Genomic DNA, 26673 nt, shown 5'->3' with positions numbered 1-26673 from the left:
TCTAATTCTTCGCAACGGCGGGTTGGGCCGTCGTCGGTGCATTCGGTTCCCGCCAACCAACGGCAAGTCCGTTGGAATAACGCAGATCGATGCGGGCGATATTGGTGATCTGGTCTTTAAGCGATTTGTCGTAAATGGCAATGAAACGGCGCATCTTCTCCACCAGATGGTCGCGCCCCAGCAGCAGCTCGACGCCCGCGCCGGCGCTGCCCGCACCGGTGGTCAGGAACCAGCTGCCTCGCTCGCGCAGCTCCAGGCGAGCGATGGAAAAGCCCATGGGGCGCAGCATCTGGCTCAATACCTGATACTGCTGCATGACTTGTTGCTGAGCGCGCTGCGGCCCGAACAGCTGCGGCAGGTGCTCGTAGTTGGCCAGCTCGCGCGGTGTGAAGGCCTGGCCCTGGTTGTTGAGCAAGGCCTCGTCGCCCCAGCGCGCCACCGGCAGCTGTTCTTCCAGGCGGATCACCACCTCGTCCGGCCACACCCGGCGCACTTCGGCGTGGGCGATCCAGGGCATCTGCTCCAGTTCGACGCGCATCGCCGCCAGGTCGACGGTGAAGAAACTCGCCGCCACATAGGGGGCGATCCGCTGCTGCACCGACTGCTGGCTGATGTAGCTGAGGTCGCCCTGCACGTCGATCTTGGTGATCGGCCGGTCGGCGTAAGGCATCAGGCGGATGGCGCCCTCGTAGGCGCCAAAGCCCGCGGCCACCAGCAGCACCGGCCACAGCAGGCGCTTGAGACCGCCGAAGCTCGGCCGTGGCAGGCGCGCCGATACGGGCTCGTCGGCCACCAGTCGGCTGGCACCACGCGGCACCGGCTTGCTACGGCCGGTCACGGGGGGCTGCTGACGTATCATCGCGCCTTGCATGTCTATTAACCTCTCGTCGCTACGCTGTCGGCCAGGATCGCCAGCACCAGTTGCTGGAAGTCCAGGCCGGCGGCACGGGCCGCCATGGGCACCAGGCTATGGTCGGTCATGCCCGGTGCGGTGTTGACTTCGAGCAGCCAGAACCGGCCCTGCTCGTCCTGCATCACGTCCAGACGGCCCCAGCCCTCGATGCCAACGGCATCACAGGCGCGCGCGGTCAGGTCGATCAGCTCCTGCTCCTTGACGCTGTCCAGGCCGCAAGGGATGCGGTACTGGGTGTCGTTGGCGATGTACTTGGCGTCGTAGTCGTAGAACACGTGCGGGGTGCCCAGCGCGATCGGCGGCAGCACCTGGCCGCGCAATACGGCGATGGTGAACTCCGGACCGTGGATCCACTGCTCGACCAGCACTTGCGAGTCGTACTTGGCGGCGTCTTTCCAGGCGGCGACCAGCTCTTGCTCGCTGTTAACCTTGGCCATGCCGATGCTCGAACCTTCATGGGCGGGTTTGACGATCAACGGGAAGCCCAGTTCCGCACTGGCGGCCACGCAATCCTGCTCGCTGGCCAGCACGGCGTGACGCGGCGTGGGGATGCCCAGGCTCTGCCACACCTGCTTGGTGCGCAGCTTGTCCATGGCCAGCGCCGAGGCGAGGATGCCGCTGCCGGTGTAGGGAATCCCCAGGCACTCGAGCAGGCCCTGCATGCTGCCGTCCTCACCGCCACGGCCGTGGAGGATGATGAAGGCGCGGTCGATCTTCTCGCTCTGCAGGCGGGTCAGCAGGTCGTCGCCGACGTCGATGGCGACGACGTCGACACCAGCGTTGGTCAGCGCCTCGATCACTGCCTTGCCCGATTTCAGGGAAACCTCACGCTCGGCACTCTTGCCACCGTACAGCACAGCGACGCGGCCAAAGGCCTTGACGTCCAGGGTCGAGTGCAACTTGTCGTAGGCGCTGGTCATTTCGACTTCTCCTGCTTGGCGCCTGCGAACAGCGGGCTTTTCATCAATTGCGGGGCCAGGCCACCGACATCACCGGCACCCTGGCAGATCAGGATGTCGCCGGCGCGCAGCAGCGGCTTGACCAGCGGCGCGAGCTCGGCGCCACGTTCGATGTAGATCGGATCGAGCTTGCCGCGCTGGCGGATGCTGTGGCACAGCTGGCGGCTGTCGGCGCCGGGGATCGGCTCTTCGCCGGCCGGGTAGACCTCCATCAGCAACAGCACGTTGGCATCGCCCAGCACCTGGACGAAATCGTCGTACAGGTCGCGGGTACGGCTGTAGCGGTGCGGCTGGTAGACGATCACCAGGCGGCGGCTCGGCCAACCGCCACGCACGGCCTTGATCACCGCGGCGACCTCGGTCGGGTGGTGACCGTAGTCGTCGACCAGCATCACGCTGCCACCGTCGACCGGCAGCTCACCGTAGACCTGGAAGCGTCGACCGACGCCCTGGAAGCCCGACAGGCCCTGGACGATGGCTTCGTCGCTGATGCCTTCGTCGGTGGCGATGGCGATGGTGGCCAGGGCGTTGAGCACGTTGTGGTTGCCCGGCATGTTCACCGACACCTCGAGCGGCTCGCAGTCACGGCGCAGCACGGTGAAGTGAGTCTGCATGCCCTGCTGACGCACGTTGATGGCACGGATGTCAGCCTCTTCGCTGAAGCCGTAGGTGACGGTCGGGCGCTTGACCTGCGGCAGGATCTCGCGCACCACCGGGTCGTCCAGGCACATCACCGCCAGCCCGTAGAACGGCAGGTTGTGCAGGAACTCGACGAAGGTCTTCTTCAGCTTGTTGAAGTCGCCTTCGTAAGTGGCCATGTGATCGGCGTCGATATTGGTGACCACGGCGACCATCGGCTGCAGGTGCAGGAAGCTGGCGTCGCTCTCGTCGGCCTCGGCGATCAGGTAGCGGCTGGTGCCCAGTTGCGCGTTGGTGCCGGCCGCGGTCAGGCGACCGCCGATGACGAAGGTCGGGTCCAGGCCGCCGGCGGCGAACACCGAGGCCAGCAGGCTGGTGGTGGTGGTCTTGCCGTGGGTGCCGGCAACGGCCACGCCGTGGCGATAGCGCATCAGCTCGGCAAGCATCTCGGCACGCGGCACCACGGGAATCCGCCGCTCCAGGGCGGTGGCGACTTCCGGGTTGGCCGGGTTGATCGCGCTGGACACCACCAGCACATCGGCGTTGGCGGCATTCTCGGCGCGATGGCCGACGAAGATCTGCGCGCCGAACGACTGCAGGCGCTCGGTCACTGGCGACTCTTTCAGGTCGGAACCGGATACTTCGTAGCCCAGGTTCAGCAGCACTTCGGCGATGCCGCACATGCCCACGCCGCCGATGCCGACGAAATGGATGCGACGGATACGGCCCATCTTTGGCTGGGGCATGGCTTTCTGGCTCTCAACCATGGGCCACCTCCAGGCAGATATCGACCACGGTGCTGGTTGCGCCAGGTTTGGCCAGGCGGCGGGCGGTGCCGGCCATGGCGTTGAGTTTCTCGGGTTGCATCAGCACCTCGTTCAGGCGTTCAGCGAGCTGCGCTGCGCCAGTAGTCGCTTGTGGCATCAGGAAGGCGGCGCCTTCGCGAGCCAGGTATTGGGCGTTGTGGGTCTGGTGGTCGTCGATGGCATGGGGCAAGGGCACCAGCATCGAGGGCAGGCCCGCCGCCGCGAGTTCGCTGACGGTCAGGGCGCCGGCCCGGCACACCACCATATCGGCCCAGCCATAGGCATGGGCCATGTCCTTGATGAACGGTTCGACCTGGGCCTCGACACCTGCCTCGTGATAACGCTCGGCGGTGACCGGGGCGTGGTTTTTCCCGGCCTGGTGGAACACCTCGGGGCGCAGGTTCTCCGGCACTTCGGACAGGGCCTTAGGCAACAATTTGTTCAATGGTTCCGCACCCAGGCTGCCACCCATGACCAGCAGGCGCGCACGGCGCTCGGCCAGGGGCGCGCGCGCCGCGTCCATGAACAGCTCCGGACGCACCGGATTGCCGGTGGTACGCAGCTTGTCGCTGGCGGCGAAGGTGTCCGGGAAGGCTTCGCAGACACGCGCGGCCAACGGCAGCAGCAGGCGATTGGTGGTGCCGGCGCGGGCATTCTGCTCGTGGATCACCAGCGGCACCCCGCACAACCGGGCGGCAACACCGCCGGGCCCGGTCACATAGCCGCCGAAGCCGACCACGCAGACCGGCTTGAGCTGACGCACGATCCGCCGCGCCTGCAGCACGGCCTTGACCAGGGTGAACGGCGCCTTGAGCAGCGACAGCTTGCCCTTGCCACGCAGGCCGGTGACCTGGATCAGGTGCAACGGCAGGCCGGCCTGAGGCACCAGCTCGTTCTCGATGCCACGCGGGGTGCCCAGCCAGTGAACGCTGTAGCCACGGGCCTGGAACTCGCGGGCGCAGGCCAGGGCCGGGAACACGTGCCCCCCGGTACCGCCCGCCATGATCAGGATGTTCTTGCCGTCAGCGGCCATGGCTGGTCTCCTCGGCAAAATCGCTCTCCTTGAATTCGTGCTCCTCGCTGCCCAGGTGCGTGCGGCTCTCCCACTCGATCCGCAGCAAAAGCCCCACGCAGGCGCAGCAGATCACCAGTGAGCTGCCGCCGTAGCTGAGGAACGGCAGGGTCAGGCCCTTGGTCGGCAGCAGGCCGACGTTCACGCCGATGTTGATCAGGAACTGGCCGATCCACAGGAACGACAGGCCAAAGGCCATGTAGGCGGCGAAGAACTGCTTGGCCTTCTCGGCCCACAGGCCGATGTACAGCGCGCGCACAGTGATGAAGACGAACAGCGCGATGGTCAGCAGCGAACCGACCACGCCGAGCTCTTCAGCCAGCACCGAGAACACGAAGTCGGTGTGCGCCTCGGGCAGGTAGAACTGCTTCTGCACGCTGTTGCCAAGGCCCACGCCCAGCCACTCGCCGCGACCGAAGGCGATCAGCGCCTGGGTCAGCTGATAGCCGGAGCCGAACTGGTCGGACCAGGGGTCGGTGAAGGTGATCAGTCGCGCCATGCGGTACGGTTGGGCCTGGACCAGCACCACCACCGAAATGACCGCCAGCACCACCATCAGCGAGAAGCGGAACAACCCCACCCCACCGAGGAACAGCATGGCCGCCGCGGCGCCCATCATCACCACCGTGGCGCCGAAGTCTGGCTCCATCAGCAACAGGCCGGCCATCGGCAGCAGCACGATGAACGGCTTGAAGAAGCCCATCCAGCTTTCGCGCACCTCGGTCTGCCGGCGAACCAGGTAGCCGGCGAGGTAGATCACCACGAAGACCTTGGCGATCTCCGACGGCTGCACGTTGAAGAAGCTGAAGCCGATCCAGCGCATCGAACCGTTCACCTCGCGGCCGATGCCTGGCACCAGCACCAGCACCAGCAGACCGAAGGCGCCGATCAGCATGAGGAAGCCCATGCGCTGCCAGGTGGCGATCGGCACCAGCATGGTCAACACCCCGGCCCCCAGGCCGAGGGAGACATACACCAGGTGGCGGATCATGTGGTACAGCGGGTTGCCCGACTGCACCGCGGCCACCTCCGAGGAGGCCGAGGTGATCATCACCAGGCCCAGGCCGAGCAGCGCCAGGCAGCCGGCCAGCAGTGGGAAGTCGAGGTCGATGCCACGGCCGCTGATCAGCGGCGACGGATACGGCTTGAGGATGCCGAAGATCATGCCAGCCCCTCCGCCGCCTGGGCGAACAGGCGCCCGCGTTCTTCGAAGTTCTTGAACATGTCGAGGCTGGCGCAGGCAGGCGACAGCAGGACAGCGTCGCCCGGCTGCGCCAGTTCGGCACAACGCTGCACGGCTTCGTCGAGGGTCTTGACCCGGACCTGCGCCACGGCATCGCCCAAGGTTTCAGCCAGACGCTCGGCGTCACGGCCAAGCAGCACGACGGCACGGCAATGCTGAGCCACCGGCTCGCGCAGGGCAGCGAAGTCGGCGCCCTTGCCATCACCACCCGCGATCAGTACCAGCTTGCCTTCGATATCGGCGCCCAGGCCTTCGATGGCAGCCAGGGCGGCACCGACGTTGGTGGCCTTGGAATCGTCGTACCAGTTCACCCCGTTGCGCTCGCGCACCCACTGGCAGCGATGGGCCAGGCCCTTGAACTCGCGCAGGGCGTCGAGCATTGGCGCGAAGGGCAGGCCGGCGGCATGACCGAGAGCCAGCGCGGCCAGGGCGTTGCTCTGGTTGTGGGCGCCACGGATCTTCAGCTCACGCACCGGCATGAGCGTCTGGAATTCGAACGCCAGGTACTTCTCGCCCTCCACTTCGCGCAGGCCAAAGGCCTTGAAGTCCGGCGTGTTGAGCCCGAAGCTCCAGCTCGGCCGGCCTTCGACCGGCAATGGACGGCTCAGGGCATCCTGACGGTTCACCACCACCTGGCGGGCACCGCGGAAGATCCGGTGCTTGGCCAGGTGATAGGCCGGCAGGCCGCTGTAGCGGTCCATGTGGTCTTCGCTGATGTTCAGCACGGTGGCCACTTCGGCGTTGAGCTGGTCGGTGGTTTCCAGCTGGAAGCTCGACAGCTCCAGCACGTACAGCTCGACATCGTCGGCCAGCAGGTCGAGGGCCGGGGTACCGAGGTTGCCACCGACATTCACACGTTTGCCTGCCTTGGCGGCCATTTCGCCGACCAGGGTGGTGACGGTGCTCTTGGCGTTGGAGCCGCTGATGGCGATGATCGGTGCCTTGGCGTGGCGGGCGAACAACTCGATGTCGCCCGACAGCTTCACCCCTCGCGCGGCGGCCTGCTGCAGGGCAGGCGTGGCCAGGGCCAGGCCGGGGCTCACGTACAGCTCGTTGGCCCGGCACAGGAAGTCCACGTCGAGCTCGCCACAGCGCACTTCCACCTGCGGGTACTCACGGCGCAGGGTGTCCAGTTCCGGCGGTTGCTCGCGGGTGTCGGCGACCGCAAAGGCAATGCCCCGGTTCGCCAGGAAGCGAACCAGGGACATGCCGCTCTTGCCGAGGCCGACAACGATGCGGAATTGGTCGGAAGCGATCAGTGACACGCTCGTTTACCTCAGTTTCAGGGTGGCAAGGCCAATCAGCACCAGAATCACGGTGATGATCCAGAAGCGGACGATCACCCGTGGCTCGGGCCAACCCTTGAGTTCAAAGTGGTGGTGGATCGGCGCCATGCGGAACACGCGCTTGCCGGTGAGCTTGAACGAAGCCACCTGGATGACCACCGACAGGGTTTCCATCACGAACACGCCGCCCATGATGAACAAGACGATTTCCTGGCGGACGATCACCGCGATGGTGCCCAAGGCCGCGCCCAGCGCCAGGGCGCCGACGTCGCCCATGAATACCTGGGCCGGATAGGTGTTGAACCACAGGAAGCCCAGGCCGGCACCGATCAGCGCGCCGCAGAACACGATCAGCTCGCCCGCGCCCGGCACGTAAGGGATCAGCAGGTATTCAGCGAACTTCACGTTACCCGACAGGTAGCAGAAGATGCCCAGGGCACCGCCGACCATCACCGTCGGCATGATCGCCAGGCCATCGAGGCCGTCGGTCAGGTTGACCGCGTTGCTTGAGCCGACGATGACGAAATAGGTCAGCACGATGAACCCGGCGCCCAGCGGAATCGCCAGGTCCTTGAGCATCGGGATGATCAGCGTGGTCTCGACGCTGGTCGGCGCGGTCTTGTACAGGAAGATCGCCGCAGCCAGGCCGAACACAGACTGCCAGAAATACTTCCAGCGGCTCGGCAGGCCACGGGAGTTCTTTTCGATCACCTTGCGGTAGTCGTCGACCCAGCCGATGGCGCCGAACGCCAGGGTGACGATCAAGACCACCCACACGTAGCGGTTGGTCAGGTCGGCCCACAGCAGGGTGCTGATGGCAATGGCCGACAGGATCAGCGCGCCGCCCATGGTCGGAGTGCCGGATTTGGACAGGTGCGATTGCGGGCCGTCGTTGCGCACGGCCTGACCGATCTGGCGGATCTGCAGGGTACGGATCATCCACGGGCCCAACCACAGGGCCAGGGACAACGCGGTCAGCACACCCAGGATCCCGCGCAGGGTCAGGTACTGAAAGACCGCGAAGCCCTTGTGGAACTGTTGCAGATACTCAGCCAACAGCAGCAGCATTAATGTTTCTCCCCGCTGGCACCACACAGTGCAGCCACGACGTTTTCCATCGCAGCGCTGCGCGAGCCCTTGATCAAGATAGTGGTATCGCTGGTATTCTCGGCGCCAACGGCAGCGATAAGCTCAGCTTGAGTAGCGAAATGGCGGCCATTGGCGCCGAACGCCTTGACCGCATGGGCCATGTTGGTGCCCACCGCGTACAGCGCGTCGACCTTGCCGCGGGCATAGTCGCCCACCTGGCGGTGGCCTTCCTCGGCCCATTGTCCCAGTTCGCCGATATCCCCGAGCACCAGAACGGTGCGCCCGGAAAAGCCGGCGAGTATATCAATGGCGGCGCACATCGAGGTGGGATTTGCGTTGTAGCTGTCGTCGATGACCCGCACGCCGCTGGGTGCGATCTGCGCCACGGTGCGGCCCTTGACCGGTTGCACGGCGGCAAGGCCCGCAGCGATGCCGCTCAGGCTCAGACCAACGGCATGGGCAGCGGCTGCCGCGGCCAGGGCGTTGCTGACGTTGTGTGTGCCGAGCAGGTTCAACTGCACCGAGACGCTGCCGTCCGGGCCGTGCAGGGTGAACGACGGGCAGCCACGGGCGTCGCGCCCGATGTCGCTGGCATGGAAGTCCGCCTGCGGGTTGTCCAGGGCGAAACTGAAGATGCGGTGATTGCCCGCTCGCTTGCGCCAGATCTCGAACGCCTTGTCGGCCAGGTTGAGGATGGCCGTGCCGCCCTCGCCCAGGCCTTCAAGGATCTCGCCCTTGGCTTCGACGATCTTCTCCGGGCCACCGAACTCGCCGACGTGGGCAGTACCGGCGTTGTTGATGATCACCACCTGCGGTCGGGTCAGGCCGACGGTGTAGCGGATCTCGCCGATGCGCGAGGCGCCCAGCTCGATCACCGCGGCGCTGTGCTGCGGAGCGATCTCGAGCAGGGTCAGCGGTGCGCCGAGGTCATTGTTCAGGTTGCCCCGGGTGGCATGCACCGGTCCACGGGTACGCAGGATCGCGGCGAGCATTTCCTTGACCGTGGTCTTGCCGCTGGAACCAGTGATGGCCACCACCGGTTTGTCGAAGGCGGCACGGTTCAGCGCGCCGAGCTGGCCGAGGGCGACACGGCAGTCGGCGACCAGCAGCTGCGGCAGGTCGACACCGGCGACTTCGCGCTCGACCAGCGCGGCGACCGCGCCCTTGGCCTTCACGTCAGCCAGGTAGTCGTGGCCATCGAAGCGCGGCCCGGTCAGGGCGACGAACAGTTGGCCGGCGACGACACTGCGGCTGTCGATGCTCACGCCTGTGAAGCTGGCGTCGGCGCCTGCCAGGCGCGCATTCAGGGCGCCGGTCAGCTGGCTGAGGATCATCGGCTTAAGCATGTGGCGCCTCCCAGGCTGCAAGTGCCTTGTCGGCTTCGACCAGGTCGGAGAAGTCATGGCGCTGGCCATTGATCTCCTGGTAATCCTCGTGCCCCTTGCCAGCCAGGACGATCACGTCGTCAGCACTGGCACTGGCGATCAGCTGGGCAATGGCCGTGCCACGGCCGGCGACGAACGCGACGGCCGCAGGCTTGGCGAATCCGGGGCGAATATCGTCGAAGATCCGCATGGGGTCTTCGCTACGCGGGTTGTCGTCGGTGACCAGCACTCGGTCGGCCAGGCGCTCGGCCACTTCAGCCATCAGCGGGCGCTTGCCAGCGTCACGATCGCCACCACAGCCGAACAGGCACAGCAGCTTGCCGTGAGCGTGCGGACGCAGGGCTTCGAGTACTTTTTCCAAGGCATCCGGAGTGTGGGCGTAATCGACCACCACCAGCGGCTTGTCTCCGCCACCCAGGCGCTGCATGCGGCCGACCGGCCCTTGCAGTTGCGGGATGACCTTGAGAATTTCGTCCAGCGGGTAATCCAGCGCCATCAGTGTGGCTACCACCGCCAGCATGTTGCTCAGGTTGAAACGCCCCAGCAGGCGGCTACGCAAGACATGCTCGCCCTGCGGGGTGACGATCACGGCGCGCACGCCATCATCGTTGAAGGCAGCCTCTTTGCAGAACAGCGACGCCGCCGAATCCTGCAGGCTGTAGCTGATCAGGCGCGATGTGGCAGGAGCATCTGCCAGGCGACGCCCAAAGTCATCATCCAGGTTGACCACCCGGGCACGCAGGCTCGACCAGGCGAACAGCTTGGCCTTGGCGGCCTCGTAGGCCTCCATGCTGCCGTGGTAGTCCAGGTGGTCGCGGGACAGGTTGGTCATCACCGCGATATCGAAGTCCAGCGCGGCAACCCGACCCTGCTCGAGCGCATGGGAAGATACCTCCATGGCCACGGCCTTGGCCCCGCCCTTCTTCAGGTCATTCAAGGTCGATTGCACGGCGATCGGGTCCGGCGTGGTCAGGCGGCCGCTCTGTAGCTCGCCATAAAAACCGGTGCCGAGGGTGCCGATCAGGCCACAGCGGTTGCCCAGGGCGTCAAGCGCCTGGGCCAGCAGTTGGGTCACGCTGGTCTTGCCATTGGTGCCGGTCACGCCGACCAGGTCGAGCTGACGGCTCGGCTCGCCATAGAAGCGGCCGGCGATCTGCGACAGCTGGCCGATCAGACCCTTGACCGGAATAAGCGGCGCATCGGTGAGCGGCAGCACGCTGGCGCCCTGCTCTTCATAGGCCACTGCGGCGGCGCCACGAGCCAGCGCATCGGCAATATGCGCGCGACCATCGACCTTGGCCCCCGGCACGGCCAGGAACAGGTCGCCCGGGCGCACGGCGCGGCTGTCCAGGGTCAGCTCGCGGATCAACGGATCGCGGCTGGCATGGGCAAACAGTTTGCTCAATGGCATCGTCATCAACCTCGCCCTCCCTTGGCGGGTACTGCGCTGGCTTGCTGCGTCGAAGGCGGCAGGTTGTCCGGCGGTACATTCATCAGGCGCAGGGTGCCCGACATCACTTTGCTGAATACGGGGGCCGAGACCAGGCCACCGAAGTAACCGCCCTTGCTCGGCTCGTCGATGACCACGACGATGGCGTAGCGCGGATCGCTCATCGGGCCGAAGCCGGCGAACAGCGAACGGTAGGCGTTCTCGGTGTAGCCCTTGGAACCGACGGTGGCCTTGCGCGCGGTACCCGACTTGCCACCCACGTGATAGAACGGCACCTGGGCGCGGAACACCCCACGTGGCGCCTCGATCACCTGCTGCAGCATGGCCTGCACGGTTTCGGCGGTTTCCTTGGGGATGGCCTGCACCGCTTCCGGCGCCTTGTCGACCTTGAGAATCGACAGCGGCACCATCTTGCCGTCGTTGGCCAGCGCGGCGTAGGCATGCACCAATTGCAGGGCGGTCACCGACACGCCATAGCCATACGACAGGGTCGCGGTCTCGGCCTTGCGCCACTCGCGGTGGTTGGGCAGGTTGCCGACGCGCTCTCCTGGGAAGCCGAGGCCGGTGTACTGGCCCAGGCCGACCTGGGACATCACCCGATAGATGGCCTCACCACCGATATCGAAGGCGATCTTGCTCATGCCGACGTTGGACGAGTTGATCAGGATGCCGGTCAGGTCGAGGATCGGGCCCTCGCTCCTGGACACGTCCTTGATGGTGTAGCGGCCGATCTGCAAGCTGCCCGGATACACCTCGACCTTGTCAGTGGGTTTCCAGCGGCCGCTCTGCAGCGCAGCACTCATGGAGATCGGCTTGACCGTCGAACCCGGCTCGAAGACGTCGATGATCGCCCGGTTGCGCATGGCCGCCGGGAACATGCTGCGGCGGTTGTTCGGGTTGTAGGTCGGCTGGTTGACCATGGCCAGGACCTCACCGGTCTTGACGTCCATGATCACCAGGCTGCCGGCCTTGGCTTCCTGTTCGGCGATCGCGTTGCGCAGTTCGCGGGTGGCCAGGTATTGCAGGCGCAGGTCTATCGACAACGCCAAGGTCTTGCCGGCCTTGGCGTTCTTCGTTACCTGGATATCCTTGATCAGCCGACCACGCCGGTCCTTGATCACCTGCCGCTTGCCGGGCACTCCCGCAAGCCACTCGTCGTAGGCCAGCTCGACGCCCTCACGACCATGGTCGTCCAGGTCGGTGAAGCCGACCATGTGCGCGGTGACATCGCCTGCCGGATAGAAGCGACGGAACTCTTCCAGGCCGTAGACACCCGGCACCTTCAGGTCGAGCACGTGCTGGCCCTGCTCCGGGGTCAGGCCACGGACCAGGTAGATGAATTCCTTGTTGGCCTGCTGGGTCAGGCGCTCGGTCAGCTGCTGCGGGTTCTGCCCCAGCGCGGCGGCCAGTTGCGGCCAGCGATCCTTTGCCGCCTGCATTTCCTTGGGGTTGGCCCACAAGGTGGTGACCGGAGTACTGACGGCCAGCGGCTCGCCGTTGCGGTCGGTGATCAGGCCACGGTGCGCAGGAATGGGAATATGGCGCAGACTGCGGGCATCACCCTGGCCTTTGAGGAAGTCACGGTCGACCACCTGCAGGTCGATGATGCGCCAGCAGATGGCACCGACCATCAGCGCCAGCAAGCCGATGACCACCCTGAACCGCCAAGGATAGAGCGCGCCCTCGAGCTTCATCATGGCGCCACCATCCGCACTTCGTCAGCGGCGGGCACGCGCATCTTGAGCTGCTCGGAGGCCAGGCTCTCGATACGGCTGGACGCGGTCCAGGTGCTTTGCTCGAGGATCAGCCGCCCCCACTCGGCCTGGGCCTTGTCGCGCTCGCTCAGTTCACCGTACAGGGTGTTGAGCAGTTGGCGGTTCCAGTGGGCACTGTAGGAGACGGCAATGGCCGAAATCAGGACGGCGACGAACAGCAGGAGCATCAGGAAGCTTCCGCCTGGCAAAGGCTTGGCAAACAGCCGGCTCACCGCAACTTCTCCGCCACCCGCATCACGGCGCTGCGCGACCGCGGGTTGGCCTTGAGTTCGGCTTCGGAGGCGAACTGCGCCTTGCCGATGAGCTTGATCTTCGGCTCGAAGGTCTTGTGCTGCACCGGCAGGTTGCGCGGCAGGTTGTCCGCTTCGCCCTTGACCAGCTTGCGCATGAACAGTTTGACGATACGGTCTTCCAGCGAGTGGAAACTGATCACCGCCAGGCGGCCACCCACTTCGAGGGCATCGAGCGCGGCTTCAAGGCCCGCCTCGAGGTCACCCAGTTCATTGTTGACGTGAATGCGCAGCCCCTGGAACGCTCGAGTGGCCGGATTCTTGCCCTTCTCCCAGGCCGGATTGGCGACCTTGAGCACCTCGGCCAGGTCGGCGGTACGGGTGAACGGCTGCTTCTCGCGACGCTCGACCACGGCACGCGCCATGCGCCCGGCGAAACGCTCCTCGCCATACTCCTTGAACACACGGGCGATTTCCTCGACCGGCGCAGTGGCGATGAACTCGGCGGCGCTGATACCCTGGTTCGGGTTCATGCGCATGTCCAGCGGGCCGTCGTTGAGGAAACTGAAGCCACGCTCGGGGTCATCGAGCTGCGGCGAAGACACGCCCAGGTCAAGCAGGATGCCGCTGACCTTGCCTGCCAGGCCGCGCTCGGCCACCTCGGCACCCAGCTCGGCAAAGCTGCGCTGCACAATGACAAAGCGGCCGTCTTCGGCCGCTAGCGCTTGCCCGGTGGCAATCGCCTGTGGATCCTTGTCGAACCCCAGCAGCCGCCCCTGCGGCCCGAGCTTGCTGAGGATCAGGCGGCTGTGGCCGCCACGCCCGAAGGTGCCGTCCAGATAGCAACCGTCGGCGCGCAGAGCCAAGGCCTCGACGGCTTCGTCGAGGAGGACGGTGATGTGGTTGAAGCCGCTATCTATGGTCACAGGATCAGGTCACGCAAATCATCGGGCATGGCGCCCGGTTGTTGAATAGCTGCAAGGTCGGCTGCCGAAACCGCGTTCCAGGCATCCTCGTCCCACAGCTGGAATTTGTTCAGCTGCCCCACCAGCATCGCCTTTTTGTCCAGCTTGGCGTACTCACGCAGGCGCGGCGGCACCAGGAAACGTCCACTGCCATCGAGGTCCAGGTCAACCGCATTGCCGATCAGCAAACGCTGCAGGCGACGGTTTTCCTCACGCAACGACGGAAGGGCGCGCAGCTTGGCTTCTATCTGCTCCCACTCGTCGAGGGGATAAACACACAAGCAGGGATCAACGGCGTCGATGGTCACGATCAACTGACCATTGCAACGCGAATCGAGCTCGTCACGGTACCGGCTCGGCATGGCGAGACGGCCCTTGGCATCGAGGCTGACGGCGTTGGCTCCGCGGAACACGGCTGCGATTCCCCACAATGTTAGCTTTTTTGTGTCAGAAAACCCACTTCATCCCACTTTCTGCCACTTGCGCACACTATAGGAATCCGCCCGCCACACCGTCAAGGCACGTTCATAGGGAAATCCCTTACAGGACGGCGATTTAGCGCAACAAAGGAAGATGGAAGGATTAACAGAGAGGAAAAATGACGAAAAAAATCAAACACACTCAAGCGGATAGGGCGTTGAGTTAAAGTAATTTATTAAGAGTAAGAATTTTTCGGTATTACCAGGTCAGATCTGCTATCGATTCAAGCAGGGAAGGAAGAGGTGGAGAGTCGATCTGTAAGCCGGGTTTTGTCGAGGACAGTCATTCCTCTACGACGGCCATCACTGGACGCCTCTAGCAACCTACCCGGTTCCGACGCGGGCCACGCCGTATGGAACCCTATTTGGTCTTGCTCCGAGTGGGGTTTACCTAGCCACGGACTGTTGCCAGCCGTGCGGTGCGCTCTTACCGCACCTTTTCACCCTTACCGGCACCGAAGTGCTTAGGCGGTTGTTTTCTGTGGCACTTTCCGTAGGCTCGCGCCTCCCAGGCGTTACCTGGCACTCTGCCCTATGGAGCCCGGACTTTCCTCCCCCGACTTTTGCGGAACAAAAGACGGCAGCGACTGTCCGATCGACTCTCCGCCGACAAGGTTACCGGTAGCCGCGCCCAAGAACAAGCGATGCAACAAATAATGCCATTACGCCATTAATGGGATTTTTGTTTTTCCAGCGCCAACTGGTAGAGCAGGTTCTTGCGCACACCAGTAATTTCGGCCGCCAAAGCCGCGGCCTTCTTCAACGGCAACTCGGCCAGCAGCAAATCCAGCACGCGCTGGACCTCGGCGCTGATGGCCTGATCGCCCTCCGGCGCGCTCCAGCCCGCCACCAGCACAACACACTCACCGCGCTGCTGGTTGCTGTCGCCCTGCACGAACGCGCGCAGCTCGGCCAGGGGCAGCCCTTTCAGGGTCTCGAAGGTCTTGGTGATCTCGCGCGCCAATACCGCCGGACGATCGCCACCGAACACCGCCTCCATGTCTTCCAGGCACTCAAGAATACGATGCGGCGCCTCATAGAAGATCAGCGTGCGCGACTCTTCCCTGACCTGCTCCAGACGCGCCCGGCGCCCGGCGGCTTTCGCCGGCAGGAATCCCTCGAAGATAAAGCGGTCCGACGCCAGCCCCGCCGCCGACAGCGCAGCGATCAGCGCACAAGCACCGGGTACCGGCACCACTTGCACACCGGCGGCACGCGCCTGGCGCACCAGGTGATAGCCCGGGTCGGAAATCAATGGCGTGCCGGCGTCGGACACCAGTGCCACATCATCGCCGGCCAGCAGACGGGTGATGAAGCGCCCGCCTTCGTCGCGCTCGTTGTGCTCATGGCAGGCCGCCAGCGGCGTATCGATGCCGAAGTGTTGCAGCAGGCGCACCGAGTGACGGGTGTCCTCGGCGGCGATCAGGCTCACATCGGCCAGCACCTTCAACGCCCGGGCGCTCATGTCGTCGAGGTTGCCGATGGGCGTGGCGACGACGTAAAGCTTGCCCAACGTGGATTTCGAAACCCCTGCAACATCAGTCACTGCGCACACCTGCTTTTCGGATCAAAGGTCGCCATTGTAGCCCGAGCGCCGGTAACAGGGCGCAAAGAACTTCACCCCGGCGCTGCTGGCGGCCACCTATAGTGAAGGATCAGTGTCGACGAGATCGCGCCCCGCCCCCCGCTTGGGTACAATTGCCGGCCAACTTGATCGAGTAACAGGACCTTTACATGATCGCTTGTCTGCGGCTGCTCACAGCCCTCTGCCTCGCTGCCCTGCTGGCAGCCTGCGCCAGCTCGCCCTCATCCAGCCTGGGCGAACTGCCACGCACCCCGGACGCCAGCATCGAGCAACTGCTCGAGAAGGCGGCCTCCAGCAAGTCCGCCGAGGACGCGGCCCTGCTGCGCCTGAGCGCCGCGGACCTGGCATACAAGCACAAGGACTTCCCGCGCGCGGCCCGGATCCTCGAGCAGGTCCAACTGGAACCGCTCAAGCCCGCCCAACAGGTGTTCGCCTCGACCCTGGCCGCGGAACTGGCCATGAGCCGCAACCAGCCCAAGGCCGCCCTGACCGCCCTCGCGCACCCGAGCCTGCAACGCGTCGGCGAACTGCCGGCTGAGCAGCAGGTTCGCACCTACAGCGTCCACGCCGCCGCCCTCGAGGCCGACGGCCAGGCCCTGGCTGCCGCCCAGCAGCGCGTGCTGCTGGCGCCGTTGCTCAGCGAGCAGGCCGCCGCCGCCAACAACGACGCCACCTGGGCTCTGGTTGCATCGCTGCCCGCCGAACAGCTGCAACAGCCCGCCGCCAACGAGACCCTGGCCGGCTGGACCAGCCTGGCCCTCGCCGTCAAGCGCGCCGGCACCCTGGAGCAGCAACAGGCCGCCATCGACACCTGGCGCCAGCAACACCCCGAGCACCCGGCTGCCAGGCAATTGCCGACCGCCCTGGTCAAACTCAAGGAACTGGCCAGCCAACCACTGACCAAGATCGCCCTGCTGCTGCCCCAGGAAGGCCCGCTGGCCGGTGTCGCCCGCGCCCTGCGCGACGGCTTCATGGCCGCCCATTTCCAGGCACAGCAAGGTGGCCAGCCGGCCCCCGCCGTACAGGTGTTCGACAGCTCGCGCATCACCTCGCTGGATGACTTCTACCGCCAGGCCCAGGCCGCTGGCGTGCAACTGGTGGTCGGCCCGCTGGAAAAACCGCTGGTCAAGAAACTCGCCGCCTACCCGCAACTGCCCATCACCACCCTGGCCCTGAACTACGCCGACGCCGGCCAGAAAGCCCCGCCGCAACTGTTCCAGTTCGGCCTGGCCGCCGAGGACGAAGCCCGCGAAGTCGCCCGCCGCGCCCGCGCCGACGGCATGGTCCGCGCCGTGGCCCTGGTGCCGAGCGGTGAGTGGGGCGACCGCGTGCTCGCCGCCTTCCGCCAGGACTGGGAAGGCAATGGCGGTACCCTGATCAGCGCCCAGCGCATCGCCCAGCCGGTTGCCCTCGCCCAGCAGATCGCCGACCTGTTCCAACTGCGCCAGAGCGAAGGCCGCGCCAAGAGCCTGCAGAGCACCGTCGGCGGTAACATCGCCGCCCAGCCTTCGCGTCGCCAGGACATCGACTTCATCTTCCTCGCCTCGACGCCACAACAAGCCCAGCAGATCAAACCGACGCTGAACTTCCAGTACGCCGGCGACGTACCGGTCTACGCCACCTCCAACCTGTACAGCGCCAGCGGCGACGTCAACCAGTACAACGACATGAACGGCATCCGCTTCTGCGAAACGCCGTGGCTGCTGGACACCACCAACAGCCTGCGCCAGCAGGTCGTGCAGCAGTGGCCGCAGGCCGCCGGCAGCCTCGGCCGGCTGTATGCCATGGGCGTCGACGCCTACAGCCTGGCGCCACGCCTGGGCCAGCTCAAGGCACTGCCGGACAACCGCGTCGAGGGCCTGTCGGGCAGTCTGAGCATGAACGCCAGCCAGCGCGTCGAGCGCCAACTGCCGTGGGCCGAGTTCGCCGGTGGCCAGGTCAAGCGCCTGCCGGACACGCCGCGCTGATGCCCGGCGCATCGCCCAGCCGCGCCGGCCAGGCCGCCGAGGACCACGCCCTTGAATACCTTCAGGGGCAAGGCCTGCGGCTGCTGGCGCGCAACTGGCGATGCAAGCGGGGCGAGCTCGATCTGGTCATGCTCGATGCCGATACAGTAGTATTCGTCGAAGTCCGCTACCGGTTGCATGCGGAGTTCGGCGGAGCGCTCGCCAGTATCGATGGGCGCAAGCAGCAGCGACTGGCGCTGGCCGCCAACCTCTTCCTGCAGCAAGCGCCCTGCTGGGCCACCCACCCCTGCCGTTTCGACGTTGTCGCCCTGCAGGGCCAGGGGCATGCGGGGCAACCGCTTCAATGGCTGAAAAACGCCTTCGAATGCTGAACCCAATTCGATTTTCTAGCTCTATGTTTCGCGGGCTGGTCACTGTTGCGCGTAGCAAAGGCCACCGCCCCTCTTAAGGTCACCCAGATGGACATGCAATCCCGAATCCGCCGACTGTTCCAGAACAGCATCGACACCAAGCAACAGGCAATGGACATCCTGGCACCCTACATCGAGCAGGCCAGCCTGGTCATGGTCAACACCCTGCTTAACGACGGCAAGATGCTCGCCTGCGGCAATGGCGGCTCGGCCGGCGACGCCCAGCATTTCTCATCGGAACTGCTCAACCGCTTCGAGCGCGAACGCCCGAGCCTGCCGGCCATCGCCCTGACCACCGACAGCTCCACGCTCACCTCGATCGCCAACGACTACAGCTACAACGAAGTCTTCTCCAAGCAGATCCGCGCCCTGGGCCAGCCCGGCGACGTCCTGCTGGCAATCTCCACCAGCGGCAACTCGGCCAACGTGATCCAGGCGATCCAGGCCGCCCATGACCGCGAAATGATCGTCGTTGCCCTGACCGGGCGCGACGGCGGCGGTATGGCCTCGCTACTGCTGCCCGAGGACGTGGAAATCCGCGTCCCCTCGAGCGTGACCGCACGCATCCAGGAAGTCCACCTGCTGGCGATCCACTGTCTGTGCGACCTGATCGACAGCCAACTGTTCGGGAGTGAAGAATGATCTCCAAGCGTCTCGGCCTGATGGCCCTAACCCTGTGCCTGGGTGTCTCCGGCTGCAGTTCCGTGCTGACCTCGACCCGCAACTCGCCGATCGAGGACGACCGCGGCACCCGCACCATCGGCAGCAAGATCGACGACTCGCTGATCGAGACCAAGGTCTCGGTCAACATCGCCAAGGCCAACCCGGAGCTGGACAAGGGTTCGCACATCGTCGTCAGCAGCTACAACGGCGTGGTGCTGCTTGCCGGCCAGACACCGCGCGCTGACCTCAAGTCCCTTGCCGAGCAGACCGCCGGCCAGGTGCAGCGGGTCAAGAAGGTGCATAACGAGCTGCAGGTGATGCAGCCATCGTCGATTCTGGCGCGCAACAACGACGCCTGGCTGACCACCAAGATCAAGACCCAGATGCTGACCGACGAGAGCGTTCCCAGCTCGCGCATCAAGGTGATCACCGAGAACGGTATTGTCTATCTGCTCGGCCTGGTCCGCCAGCAGGAGGCCAACGCCGCCACCAACGTGGTGCAGGGCGTGTCGGGCGTGCAGAAGATCGTCAAGCTGTTCGAATACATCGACTGACAACCCTTCGGCGGGCGTCAGGACGCTCGCCTTTCCCCTCTGATCCAGGAAGTACTCCATGATAAAGTTGCTGCTGCCCGCCCTGCTGATCGGCGCCTTCGCCACCTTGGCCGGCTGCTCCACCCCGAGCGTGATCACCCTCAACGATGGTCGCGAACTGCAGACCACCGACACTCCGCACTTCGACCGCAACTCCGGCTTCTACGAGTTCAAGCAACTGGACGGCAAGCCGACCCGCATCAACAAGGACCAGGTGCAGAGCATCAAGGACCTGTAATTGCGAAATGGCGGTTCAGGCAGGTCAAGCAAAACGCCCGATGCTCAGCATCGGGCGTTTTGCTTTTCAGGGCCTCAGAACGCCCAGTCCAGGGTCAGGCCGACCCCGTGGCTCTTGTCGCGGCTACCCAGCAGTCCGTTGTAGTCGAGGTTGACCCGGGCCTGACGCCCCAGGCTGATCCCCGCCCGTGCGCCAACCACCGCCGCATCACGGTCCAGGGACAGCGCCTGGACCTTGTAGCTATCGCCCTGGCCGGCAAAGGCCAGATGCTGGTCGGACCCGGTGGAGCTCAGGTTGTGCTGCCAACCCAGGGTGGCGGATAGCTCCACCGCCTGGCCGCTGGACAATTGCAGCTGCTTACCGGCGCGCATGCCCAGGGTAGAGAGCCAGGCATCACGGTTATCCCGCCCACCCTCGAGCGCGGCGGCGCCGCCATGTTCCTTGAAGCTGTCACTGGCGATATGCACATAGGCCAGGTTGGCGAACGGCTCCAGGGCCATGCCAGGCATCGCGACCTTCCAGGCGGCCTCGCCGAACACCTGGGTGCTCTGCGCATCACGCTTGCTCTTCTGGCGATCGCTGACCTCGTTGTACTGCAGCTCGCGCTTGGTCTCGATGCGATGCCAGCTGTGGCTGCCGCCCAGGCTCAGGCGCACCTGCTCCAGTTCCTTGCCGGCATAGGCACCCAAGTGGTAGCTGTCGACGCTGGCCGAGGAATGACGACCATCACCCATGCTCAGCGAGCTGTCGCTGTAGCCGGTGAAGACGCCAAGGCGGGTGTCCTCGCTCATCTGCCCGTCGACACCCAGCAGCATGCCGCCGATCGAACTGCTGTAGCGCGCATGGCCAGAATCACCGTCGGCCTTGCCCCAGGCCCCCAGGGCCTTGACCCACAGGCCGTTGCCCTGGGCGTCCATGGCCGGCGCGGCGGCGACACCCTGCTGGCGGGTACGCTCGCCCACGGCGTCGCGCAACTGGCGACTATCGTTGAGCAGCAGATTGCCCACCGCCGGGTGGATTTCACCGGACAGTTGATCGAACGCCTGCCGGGCGCTGCCGGCATCAGCCGACAACAACAGGCTCTCGTAGACCGGATTGCCCGCGCCGAGCCGTTCGGCGGCCGCGGCCACCGAACGCTGGTTGGCGGTCAGGCCGACACTGGCGAAGCTGGCGCTACGTTGCACCGCCAGCTGCACCCCGGTGCCGGTGTAGGCCAGGCCACCACCAAGGAACAGCAGGTTGGACTGCACAGCGGCAAAACCGCCCTGCACGCCGCCAGCGGCCTGTAGGATGTCGAACTGACGTCCCACCAGGCTGGTTGCCGGCTGGGACTGCAGCGAAACCCCGGGATTCTGCAGATCCAGGGCCAGGTTCGCACCGTTTACAGAAACCGTGCCATCGCTGACCAGGCGGTCGCTGCCAGTAGCATCAAGCTCCACGGCATAGGTCGAGCCCGGTTGGAAGGTGACATCGGAGCCCACCCGCAGGGTGCCGATGGAGTTGCCTGGCGCCACCACCCCGCCACGGTTGACCACCAGCGCACCGATCCGGCCATTGCCGCCCAGCACGCCGCCGTCATTGACCGTCACCGTCGATTGCAGCGAGCCATTGACCGCCAGCCGCCCCTGGTTGACCAGGGTTGGACCTGCGTAGGTGTTGTTGCCGCTGAGCACCAGGGTACCGATACCCTGCTTGGTCAGGCCACCATGGCCGGAGATATCGTTACTCCACAGGTCCAGTACGCAGCTAAGGCCGTTGCAGAGTCGCTGGGTCGGCCTACCGGCGTCCACCACGGCGCCGACACCCGGCAGATCAACCACGAACTGGCTCGGGCCGTAGCCGCCGGCGATGCGGAACTCCTCGGGGATGTCCTGCTCGGTGACCAACATGCCCGGACCGCGGATCCCCTTGTCCAGGTTGATCATGCCCCACCCGTACAAGGCATCGATGCCGGGCGCGCCCATGTCGGTGGCGGTGGTGCGCAGCACGCTGGCGATCTGTGCGCCGCTCATGTAGGGGAAGCGCTCCATCAGCACCGCCGCCGCGCCGGCGGCATGGGGCGCGGCCATGGACGTGCCGTTCTTGTTGGCATAGCCCTGGGTCAGGTCCTCCAGACTGGTGCCGCCGATCACCGCGCTGTAGATCCGGGTACCGGGAGCCGAGACGCAGAAGCTCGCGGTATAGCCGCAACGGGAAGAGAACGTGCTGGCCAGGTACGGGTTGGCGCTACTGGTGTCGGGGTTCTGCTGCAACGCCGCCACGGTCATCCAGTTCGGGGCGATGTCCGGAACGAAATAGCCCAGGCCGGCAATCGCGTCGGGGTTGTTCAGGTTGTAGTCGTTGCCGGCGGCGAAGATCGTCAGGACTCCGCTGCGGGCGGCGGCGATGGCCCCGTCGTAGGCGCCGCCCGGCAAGGTTCCCAGCAGTGGCTGTATCTGCGCGAACTGTGCGCGGGCATCGTCCACGGTAAAATGCGGAAAGTCCGGATTGCGCCCGCCCTTGGCGAAGCGATCGGTGATACCGATGCCCCAGCTGTTGTTGATGATCCGCGCGCCGCTGGCCACCAGGCTGTCCCAGCCGGCCTTGTACACCGCGCCATCGTTGCCCAGGACGATGCCATCCTCGGGGCCGGGGTCGCCGTTGTCGGCGCTGATGATCTGCGCATCATAGGCCACGCCGTGCATCGACTCGCCATCACGGTTGCCGGCGGCGATCCCGCCGACGTGGGTGCCGTGGGAGCCGAGCTTGCCGTCCGAGCCCACCGACGGGCTGCCGTCATAGCGGAACGCATCGCCGGCCTTCACCGGGATATAGGGGTCGGTGTACTGGCGAATGCCGCTGGTGACCAGGGTCACGATCTTGTCCTTGCCGGCGAACTCGGGGTGCGGGGCATATACCGGCTGGTCGAAAATCCCCAGCTTCACCCCCTTGCCGCTGTAGCCGGCGGCATAGGCGCTGTCGGCGTGGATCGCCCCCAGCCCCCAGTCGGCCTTGAACTCGCTGCTGCGCCAGCTGCCGGCATCGCCGAGGCGCCCACTCTCCACGTAGGGCGCGGCCTGGGCCGTGCCCATCAGCGCCGCCCAACCCACCAATGCCCGCCCCAGTGGGGCCAAGGCCCAGCCCTGCGCGAGTGCGCTGTCATCCTTTCTGACGTGCTTCACTACAACCTTCCTTAGTTTTGTTTTGGTTTAGTACCGCGTTGGTCACACTCCGTGTTGCAACGCCTGGCCCGCATCACGCCAGGGCGCTTCAGAACCGCCATTGCAGGTTGAGCCCTGCGCCATGCTGTTGCTCGCGACTGGCCAGGCGCCCCTGGTAGTCCAGGCTCAGGTCCAGGTCGCGGGTCAGCCCTACCCGTGCCTGCAGTCCCACCAGCGCGGCATCGCGCAAGGCCGGCGCAGTCTCCACCCGGAACGGCAGGTCGCTGCCAGCGAAAGCCAGGTGCTCACGGCCCTGGGTGCCGCTCAGGCGATGCTGCCAGCCCAGGCTTGCCGCCAGTTGCAGGTCCTGCTGCGGGCCCAGCTGCCATTGCTGGCGCCCACGCAGGCCCAAGGTGCCGAGCCAGGCGTCGCGCTGCTCGTCACCGGCATGCAGCGCCGCGGCGTCGCCTTTCTCATGGAAGCCGTCGCGCTCCAGGTGCTGGTAGGTCAGGTTGGCGAAAGGCTCCAGCTGTATCGCCGGCAACGCCAGGCGATAGGCCGCCTCGGCGAACACCTGCTGGCTGCGGGCATCGATCCGTGCGCGCTGGCGGCCAGACACCTCGCCATAGGCCAGGTCGCGCCGGACTTCGGCACGGTGCCAGCTGTGGCTGGCGCCCAGGCTCAGGCGCAACTGGTCCAGGTCGTGGCGGGCATAGGCACCCAGGTGGTAGCTGTCGACCGTGGCCCGGGAGTGGCTGCCGCCCATGCCCAGGGAGCTGTCGCTGTAGCCTGCGGCCAGGCCGGCCCGGGTCTGCTCGTCAAGGTCATGGTCCACGCCCAGCAGCACGCCGCCCAGGGAACTGGTATAGGACTCGGTGCCTTGCACACCCTCGATGCGCCCCCAGCTGCCCAGGCCCTTGAGCCAGAGCTGAGTCGCACCCGACTCGCTGTCACCTTTTCCAGAGGCATTGGTAATCAGTGCGCGACCTTGCGCTCGCTCACCCAGGGCATCGCGCAAGACCGAGCCCTGGCTGAGCAGCATCGAGTCCAGCGCCGGGTAGATCTCCCCGGCCAGCTGACGCAGGCCGTCCCGGGCCTGGTCCGCCGAGGTCGAAAGCAGCAGGCTTTCATACACGGGATTGCCCGGCCCCAACCGCTCCACGGCACCGCCGCTGGCGCGCTGGTTGGCCGTGGCACCAACACTGGCGTACGTCGTGGCGCTGCGCTTCACGTCCAGTTGCACGCCGTTGGCCGAATAATCAAGGAAGGTCCCCAGGAACAGGTAGTCGGGCTCGACCTGGGCGAAGCGCCCGTTGACGCTACCTGCGGCCTGCAGGATGTTGAACTGGCGCCCCACCAGGCTGGATACCGGGCCACCGGCCAAAAGGTTCGGCCGCGCCTGGGGCTCCAGGCTGAGATTGGCGCCGCCGACACTGGCCTGACCAGCAACGACAAGGCGGTCGCTGGCCGTGGGCGACAGTTCCACCCGGTAGGTCGAGCCCGGCTGCAAGTCCAGGTTGCCAGCGACACTCAAGGTGCCGATGGAGTTACCCGGGGCCACCACGCCCCCGGCGCTGGCGGTCAGGGCACCGACCCGCCCGTTGCCGCCCAGGGTACCGCCCGCGTTGACCGTCACCGCCGATTGCAGGCTGCCGTTGACCGCCAGCAGGCCGCCATCGACGCGGGTCGGGCCGCGGTAGCTGCTGTCACCCGTGAGCTCGAGCCAGCCAGCCCCGGACTTGACCAGGCTGCCCTGGTAGACCCGCCGCGCGGCAGCCGCGTCACGGGCCATGCCCAAGGCATAGTCACTGCGATCCTGCTGGCTGGCGCCCGCTGCCAGGCCATGCTCCCAGCCGCGATCCTTGAGGGTCTGCTGCCAGGCCTGGCGCTCTGCGGCGTCCTCGGTTTGACGCTGCACCAAGGCCTGGTCGGAGATGCCGTTACTCCAGCTATCGCCCTGCCCGCGCCCCAGGTTGACGTCGAATTCACCCAGCAACTGCCCGGGCCCGTGCAACGCCCGGCCCAGGTCCGGAACGCCCCAGCCTACCCGCTCGCTGGGTCCCTGGGTCGGCGAACCGTCGAGATGGCGCGAGGTGGTCAGCAGCACTTGCAGGGCCTGCTGGTTGTTCAGGTAGGGATAGCGATCCATGACCAGGGCCAAGGCCCCTGTGGCATGAGGTGCGGCCATCGAGGTGCCGTTGTAGGTGGCGTAGCCGCCACCGGGCACGGTACTGCTGATCGCCGCGCCCGGGGTCGCCAGGCACCAGTACTTGGCGATGCCGCACTGGTTGTATTTCTGCTGGTTGTTCTTGTCCAGGCCCGACACCGCCAGCCAGTGGCCTTCCAGCTCCGGCTGGAAGTACGGCAGCGCCGAGCGCACGCTGGCATTGGCATAGCCGCTGTTGCCGGCGCTGAATACGTTGATCACGCCCCGACGCGCCACGTCGCCGGCGGCGTCGAGCCAGGTGTCCTGCTGGAAATGCTGAGCGTAGGCCGCGCGCAAGCCGTCCAGGGTCTGGTAGCTGACATCCTTGGGCTGGCTGCCCCAGCTGTTGTTGATGGCCCGTACACCGGCGTCCATCAGGGCATCGTAGACCGCCTTGAAATACTTGGGGTCAGGGCTGGGGCCGAACAGAAACTTGTCGTCGTGGTTGGTGTTGCCCACGTAGACCTGGGCATTGAAGGCCACGCCATGCATGCCAGCGCCATCACGGGCCGCACCCAGGGTGCCGGTGACATGGGTGCCATGGCTGTCGTTGGCGCCATTGAGTCCCCCGGTCACGCTGAACGGAGTGCCATCCAGGTACTGGCCGGTGGCGGTAACGGCGTGAAAACGCAAGGGGTTGGCTTCAGGGTGGGCGGCGTCGAATCCCGAATCCAGGGCGCCAATGCTGACCCCGGTGCCGGTGATGCCGGCGGCATAGGCCTGACTCGCCTGCATGCGCTCCAAGCCCCAGTCCTGCTGGTACTCGGCCGACCGCCAGCTGGCAGGGTCGCCCAGGCGACCGGTTTCCTGATAGGCCGCCACAGCAGGCAGCGGCAGTCCGGTGGCGAACGCCAGGCACAGGGTGCCCGTCAGCGCCTTGAGCTGATCACATCTCACATCCATGTCGATGACTTCTCTTGTTTTTGTTGTTGGGTCGCCCGTCCTGGGTCGACCGGTGTGTCGCTGCATTGCTCGGCCGCAAGGCCCTATCGAGCCAGAGGCGGTCGCCCGCCCCTGGCCAAGTTACTTCGGCCTCAGGCCTGGAGGCAGCCTACGGCTGCAAGTCGTGAGCTTCTGAAATTGCTTACAATAAGTCAATCGGCGTCGAAACATCTTCAGCGGTGCCGAACCTGCCCGGCCTGACTGCCCAACGCCTACTTGACCACCTTCAGGCTCGGACGGCCAGTGGGGCGTGGTGGCTCGGGCGGCCCATCATCATCCGGCTCGACGCCTTCAGCTTCATGGTCATCCTCATCCTCGAACGGCGGCTCCAGTTCAAAGACCATGCCCTGGCCGTTCTCCCGGGCATAGATCCCGAGGATGGCGCCGACCGGCACGAAGAGCGAGTGCGCAACGCCGCCAAAACGGCCTTCGAAACTCACCGCCTCGTTATCCATGTGCAGGCTGCGCACGGCACTGGGGGAGATGTTCAGGACGATCTGGCCATCGCTGGCGAACCCCTGGGGCACCTGGACCGCCGGATACTCGGCATTGACCAGCATATGTGGCGTGCAATCGTTGTCGACGATCCACTCGTACAGCGCACGAACAAGATAGGGGCGACTGGAGTTCATCAACGG

22 protein-coding genes and 1 other RNA gene are annotated in these 26673 nt (G+C 65.6%); 5 read left to right on the top strand and 18 right to left on the bottom strand.

Features of this window, described 5'->3' with window-relative positions:
- Position 1: 1 nt before the first annotated feature.
- The 15 genes from AC25M7_RS09265 to rsmI all read right to left on the bottom strand — a co-directional run bounded on the left by AC25M7_RS09265 (position 2) and on the right by rsmI (position 15837).
- A complete protein-coding gene (locus AC25M7_RS09265) occupies positions 2-871 on the bottom strand; it encodes a cell division protein FtsQ/DivIB (protein ID WP_062364074.1) in 870 nt (289 codons plus the stop codon).
- A gap of 5 nt (positions 872-876) precedes the next feature.
- On the bottom strand, positions 877-1833 hold the full coding sequence (locus AC25M7_RS09260) for a D-alanine--D-alanine ligase (RefSeq protein ID WP_028689737.1): 957 nt from the start codon (positions 1831-1833) through the stop codon (positions 877-879).
- Complete coding sequence (murC, locus tag AC25M7_RS09255) at positions 1830-3278, bottom strand: UDP-N-acetylmuramate--L-alanine ligase (RefSeq protein WP_028689738.1); 1449 nt, start codon at positions 3276-3278, stop codon at positions 1830-1832. Before murC ends, AC25M7_RS09260 begins: the two co-directional genes overlap by 4 nt.
- Complete coding sequence (murG, locus tag AC25M7_RS09250; protein WP_062364072.1) at positions 3271-4350, bottom strand: undecaprenyldiphospho-muramoylpentapeptide beta-N-acetylglucosaminyltransferase; 1080 nt, start codon at positions 4348-4350, stop codon at positions 3271-3273. Before murG ends, murC begins: the two co-directional genes overlap by 8 nt.
- The gene (ftsW, locus tag AC25M7_RS09245; protein WP_028689740.1) at positions 4340-5554 is read right to left on the bottom strand and encodes a putative lipid II flippase FtsW; all 1215 of its coding nucleotides are present in this window, start codon (positions 5552-5554) and stop codon (positions 4340-4342) included. Before ftsW ends, murG begins: the two co-directional genes overlap by 11 nt.
- The gene (gene murD / locus AC25M7_RS09240; protein ID WP_486970962.1) at positions 5551-6897 is read right to left on the bottom strand and encodes a UDP-N-acetylmuramoyl-L-alanine--D-glutamate ligase; all 1347 of its coding nucleotides are present in this window, start codon (positions 6895-6897) and stop codon (positions 5551-5553) included. The genes ftsW and murD overlap by 4 nt, the downstream gene beginning before the upstream one ends.
- A gap of 6 nt (positions 6898-6903) precedes the next feature.
- A complete protein-coding gene (mraY, locus tag AC25M7_RS09235; RefSeq protein WP_028689742.1) occupies positions 6904-7986 on the bottom strand; it encodes a phospho-N-acetylmuramoyl-pentapeptide-transferase in 1083 nt (360 codons plus the stop codon).
- A complete protein-coding gene (locus AC25M7_RS09230) occupies positions 7986-9353 on the bottom strand; it encodes a UDP-N-acetylmuramoyl-tripeptide--D-alanyl-D-alanine ligase (RefSeq protein WP_280093098.1) in 1368 nt (455 codons plus the stop codon). Before AC25M7_RS09230 ends, mraY begins: the two co-directional genes overlap by 1 nt.
- A complete protein-coding gene (locus AC25M7_RS09225; RefSeq protein WP_197866589.1) occupies positions 9346-10809 on the bottom strand; it encodes a UDP-N-acetylmuramoyl-L-alanyl-D-glutamate--2,6-diaminopimelate ligase in 1464 nt (487 codons plus the stop codon). The genes AC25M7_RS09230 and AC25M7_RS09225 overlap by 8 nt, the downstream gene beginning before the upstream one ends.
- Positions 10809-12536 carry a peptidoglycan D,D-transpeptidase FtsI family protein gene (locus tag AC25M7_RS09220; RefSeq protein WP_162175252.1) on the bottom strand — a complete coding sequence of 576 codons (1728 nt, stop codon included), beginning with the start codon at positions 12534-12536 and terminating at the stop codon, positions 10809-10811. Before AC25M7_RS09220 ends, AC25M7_RS09225 begins: the two co-directional genes overlap by 1 nt.
- Positions 12536-12829 (bottom strand): cell division protein FtsL, encoded by a 294-nt coding sequence (ftsL, locus tag AC25M7_RS09215; RefSeq protein WP_028689746.1) that lies wholly within the window; start codon positions 12827-12829, stop codon positions 12536-12538. Before ftsL ends, AC25M7_RS09220 begins: the two co-directional genes overlap by 1 nt.
- Complete coding sequence (rsmH, locus tag AC25M7_RS09210; protein ID WP_028689747.1) at positions 12826-13773, bottom strand: 16S rRNA (cytosine(1402)-N(4))-methyltransferase RsmH; 948 nt, start codon at positions 13771-13773, stop codon at positions 12826-12828. Before rsmH ends, ftsL begins: the two co-directional genes overlap by 4 nt.
- The gene (mraZ, locus tag AC25M7_RS09205; RefSeq protein WP_028689748.1) at positions 13770-14225 is read right to left on the bottom strand and encodes a division/cell wall cluster transcriptional repressor MraZ; all 456 of its coding nucleotides are present in this window, start codon (positions 14223-14225) and stop codon (positions 13770-13772) included. Before mraZ ends, rsmH begins: the two co-directional genes overlap by 4 nt.
- A 309-nt stretch (positions 14226-14534) precedes the next feature.
- An RNA gene (gene rnpB, locus AC25M7_RS09200) (RNase P RNA component class A) lies at positions 14535-14894 on the bottom strand.
- A 67-nt stretch (positions 14895-14961) separates the two neighbouring features.
- On the bottom strand, positions 14962-15837 hold the full coding sequence (gene rsmI, locus AC25M7_RS09195; protein WP_028689749.1) for a 16S rRNA (cytidine(1402)-2'-O)-methyltransferase: 876 nt from the start codon (positions 15835-15837) through the stop codon (positions 14962-14964).
- A gap of 188 nt (positions 15838-16025) precedes the next feature.
- On the opposite strand from rsmI, the gene AC25M7_RS09190 reads away from it, so the two are divergent.
- From AC25M7_RS09190 to AC25M7_RS09170, 5 genes are all read left to right on the top strand, one after another.
- A complete protein-coding gene (locus AC25M7_RS09190) occupies positions 16026-17843 on the top strand; it encodes a penicillin-binding protein activator (protein WP_028689750.1) in 1818 nt (605 codons plus the stop codon).
- Positions 17843-18214 (top strand): YraN family protein, encoded by a 372-nt coding sequence (locus tag AC25M7_RS09185; protein ID WP_028689751.1) that lies wholly within the window; start codon positions 17843-17845, stop codon positions 18212-18214. Before AC25M7_RS09190 ends, AC25M7_RS09185 begins: the two co-directional genes overlap by 1 nt.
- An 87-nt stretch (positions 18215-18301) precedes the next feature.
- Positions 18302-18895 (top strand): phosphoheptose isomerase, encoded by a 594-nt coding sequence (locus tag AC25M7_RS09180; protein WP_028689752.1) that lies wholly within the window; start codon positions 18302-18304, stop codon positions 18893-18895.
- Complete coding sequence (locus AC25M7_RS09175) at positions 18892-19470, top strand: BON domain-containing protein (RefSeq protein ID WP_062364064.1); 579 nt, start codon at positions 18892-18894, stop codon at positions 19468-19470. Before AC25M7_RS09180 ends, AC25M7_RS09175 begins: the two co-directional genes overlap by 4 nt.
- A gap of 58 nt (positions 19471-19528) precedes the next feature.
- A complete protein-coding gene (locus AC25M7_RS09170) occupies positions 19529-19747 on the top strand; it encodes a YgdI/YgdR family lipoprotein (protein WP_486970961.1) in 219 nt (72 codons plus the stop codon).
- 74 nt (positions 19748-19821) lie between these two features.
- Here AC25M7_RS09170 and AC25M7_RS09165 read toward each other — a convergent pair whose 3' ends face one another.
- The 3 genes from AC25M7_RS09165 to AC25M7_RS09155 form a co-directional block, all read right to left on the bottom strand.
- A complete protein-coding gene (locus AC25M7_RS09165; RefSeq protein WP_486971001.1) occupies positions 19822-22818 on the bottom strand; it encodes an autotransporter domain-containing protein in 2997 nt (998 codons plus the stop codon).
- A 178-nt stretch (positions 22819-22996) separates the two neighbouring features.
- Complete coding sequence (gene eprS / locus AC25M7_RS09160; protein ID WP_486970960.1) at positions 22997-25996, bottom strand: autotransporter serine peptidase EprS; 3000 nt, start codon at positions 25994-25996, stop codon at positions 22997-22999.
- A 251-nt stretch (positions 25997-26247) separates the two neighbouring features.
- On the bottom strand, positions 26248-26667 hold the full coding sequence (locus AC25M7_RS09155) for a ClpXP protease specificity-enhancing factor (protein WP_062364059.1): 420 nt from the start codon (positions 26665-26667) through the stop codon (positions 26248-26250).
- Between the last annotated feature and the right edge of the window lie 6 nt (positions 26668-26673).

It is taken from the genome of Pseudomonas sp. P106(2024), assembly GCF_057480815.1.
This window is presented reverse-complemented; position numbering and strand designations above follow the sequence as displayed.

Bases quoted from the DNA above. Each gene is read 5' to 3' on its own strand.
- murC (WP_028689738.1), bottom strand. From the start codon at position 3,278: ATGGTTGAGAGCCAGAAAGCCATGCCCCAGCCAAAGATGGGCCGTATC.
- eprS (WP_486970960.1), bottom strand. From the start codon at position 25,996: ATGGATGTGAGATGTGATCAGCTCAAGGCGCTGACGGGCACCCTGTGC.
- AC25M7_RS09220 (WP_162175252.1), bottom strand. From the start codon at position 12,536: ATGAAGCTCGAGGGCGCGCTCTATCCTTGGCGGTTCAGGGTGGTCATC.
- AC25M7_RS09260 (WP_028689737.1), bottom strand. From the start codon at position 1,833: ATGACCAGCGCCTACGACAAGTTGCACTCGACCCTGGACGTCAAGGCC.
- AC25M7_RS09165 (WP_486971001.1), bottom strand. From the start codon at position 22,818: ATGGGCACGGCCCAGGCCGCGCCCTACGTGGAGAGTGGGCGCCTCGGC.
- mraY (WP_028689742.1), bottom strand. From the start codon at position 7,986: ATGCTGCTGCTGTTGGCTGAGTATCTGCAACAGTTCCACAAGGGCTTC.
- AC25M7_RS09230 (WP_280093098.1), bottom strand. From the start codon at position 9,353: ATGCTTAAGCCGATGATCCTCAGCCAGCTGACCGGCGCCCTGAATGCG.
- AC25M7_RS09155 (WP_062364059.1), bottom strand. From the start codon at position 26,667: ATGAACTCCAGTCGCCCCTATCTTGTTCGTGCGCTGTACGAGTGGATC.
- AC25M7_RS09225 (WP_197866589.1), bottom strand. From the start codon at position 10,809: ATGACGATGCCATTGAGCAAACTGTTTGCCCATGCCAGCCGCGATCCG.
- AC25M7_RS09265 (WP_062364074.1), bottom strand. From the start codon at position 871: ATGCAAGGCGCGATGATACGTCAGCAGCCCCCCGTGACCGGCCGTAGC.
- AC25M7_RS09175 (WP_062364064.1), top strand. From the start codon at position 18,892: ATGATCTCCAAGCGTCTCGGCCTGATGGCCCTAACCCTGTGCCTGGGT.
- murG (WP_062364072.1), bottom strand. From the start codon at position 4,350: ATGGCCGCTGACGGCAAGAACATCCTGATCATGGCGGGCGGTACCGGG.
- ftsW (WP_028689740.1), bottom strand. From the start codon at position 5,554: ATGATCTTCGGCATCCTCAAGCCGTATCCGTCGCCGCTGATCAGCGGC.
- AC25M7_RS09180 (WP_028689752.1), top strand. From the start codon at position 18,302: ATGGACATGCAATCCCGAATCCGCCGACTGTTCCAGAACAGCATCGAC.
- AC25M7_RS09190 (WP_028689750.1), top strand. From the start codon at position 16,026: ATGATCGCTTGTCTGCGGCTGCTCACAGCCCTCTGCCTCGCTGCCCTG.
- AC25M7_RS09170 (WP_486970961.1), top strand. From the start codon at position 19,529: ATGATAAAGTTGCTGCTGCCCGCCCTGCTGATCGGCGCCTTCGCCACC.
- AC25M7_RS09185 (WP_028689751.1), top strand. From the start codon at position 17,843: ATGCCCGGCGCATCGCCCAGCCGCGCCGGCCAGGCCGCCGAGGACCAC.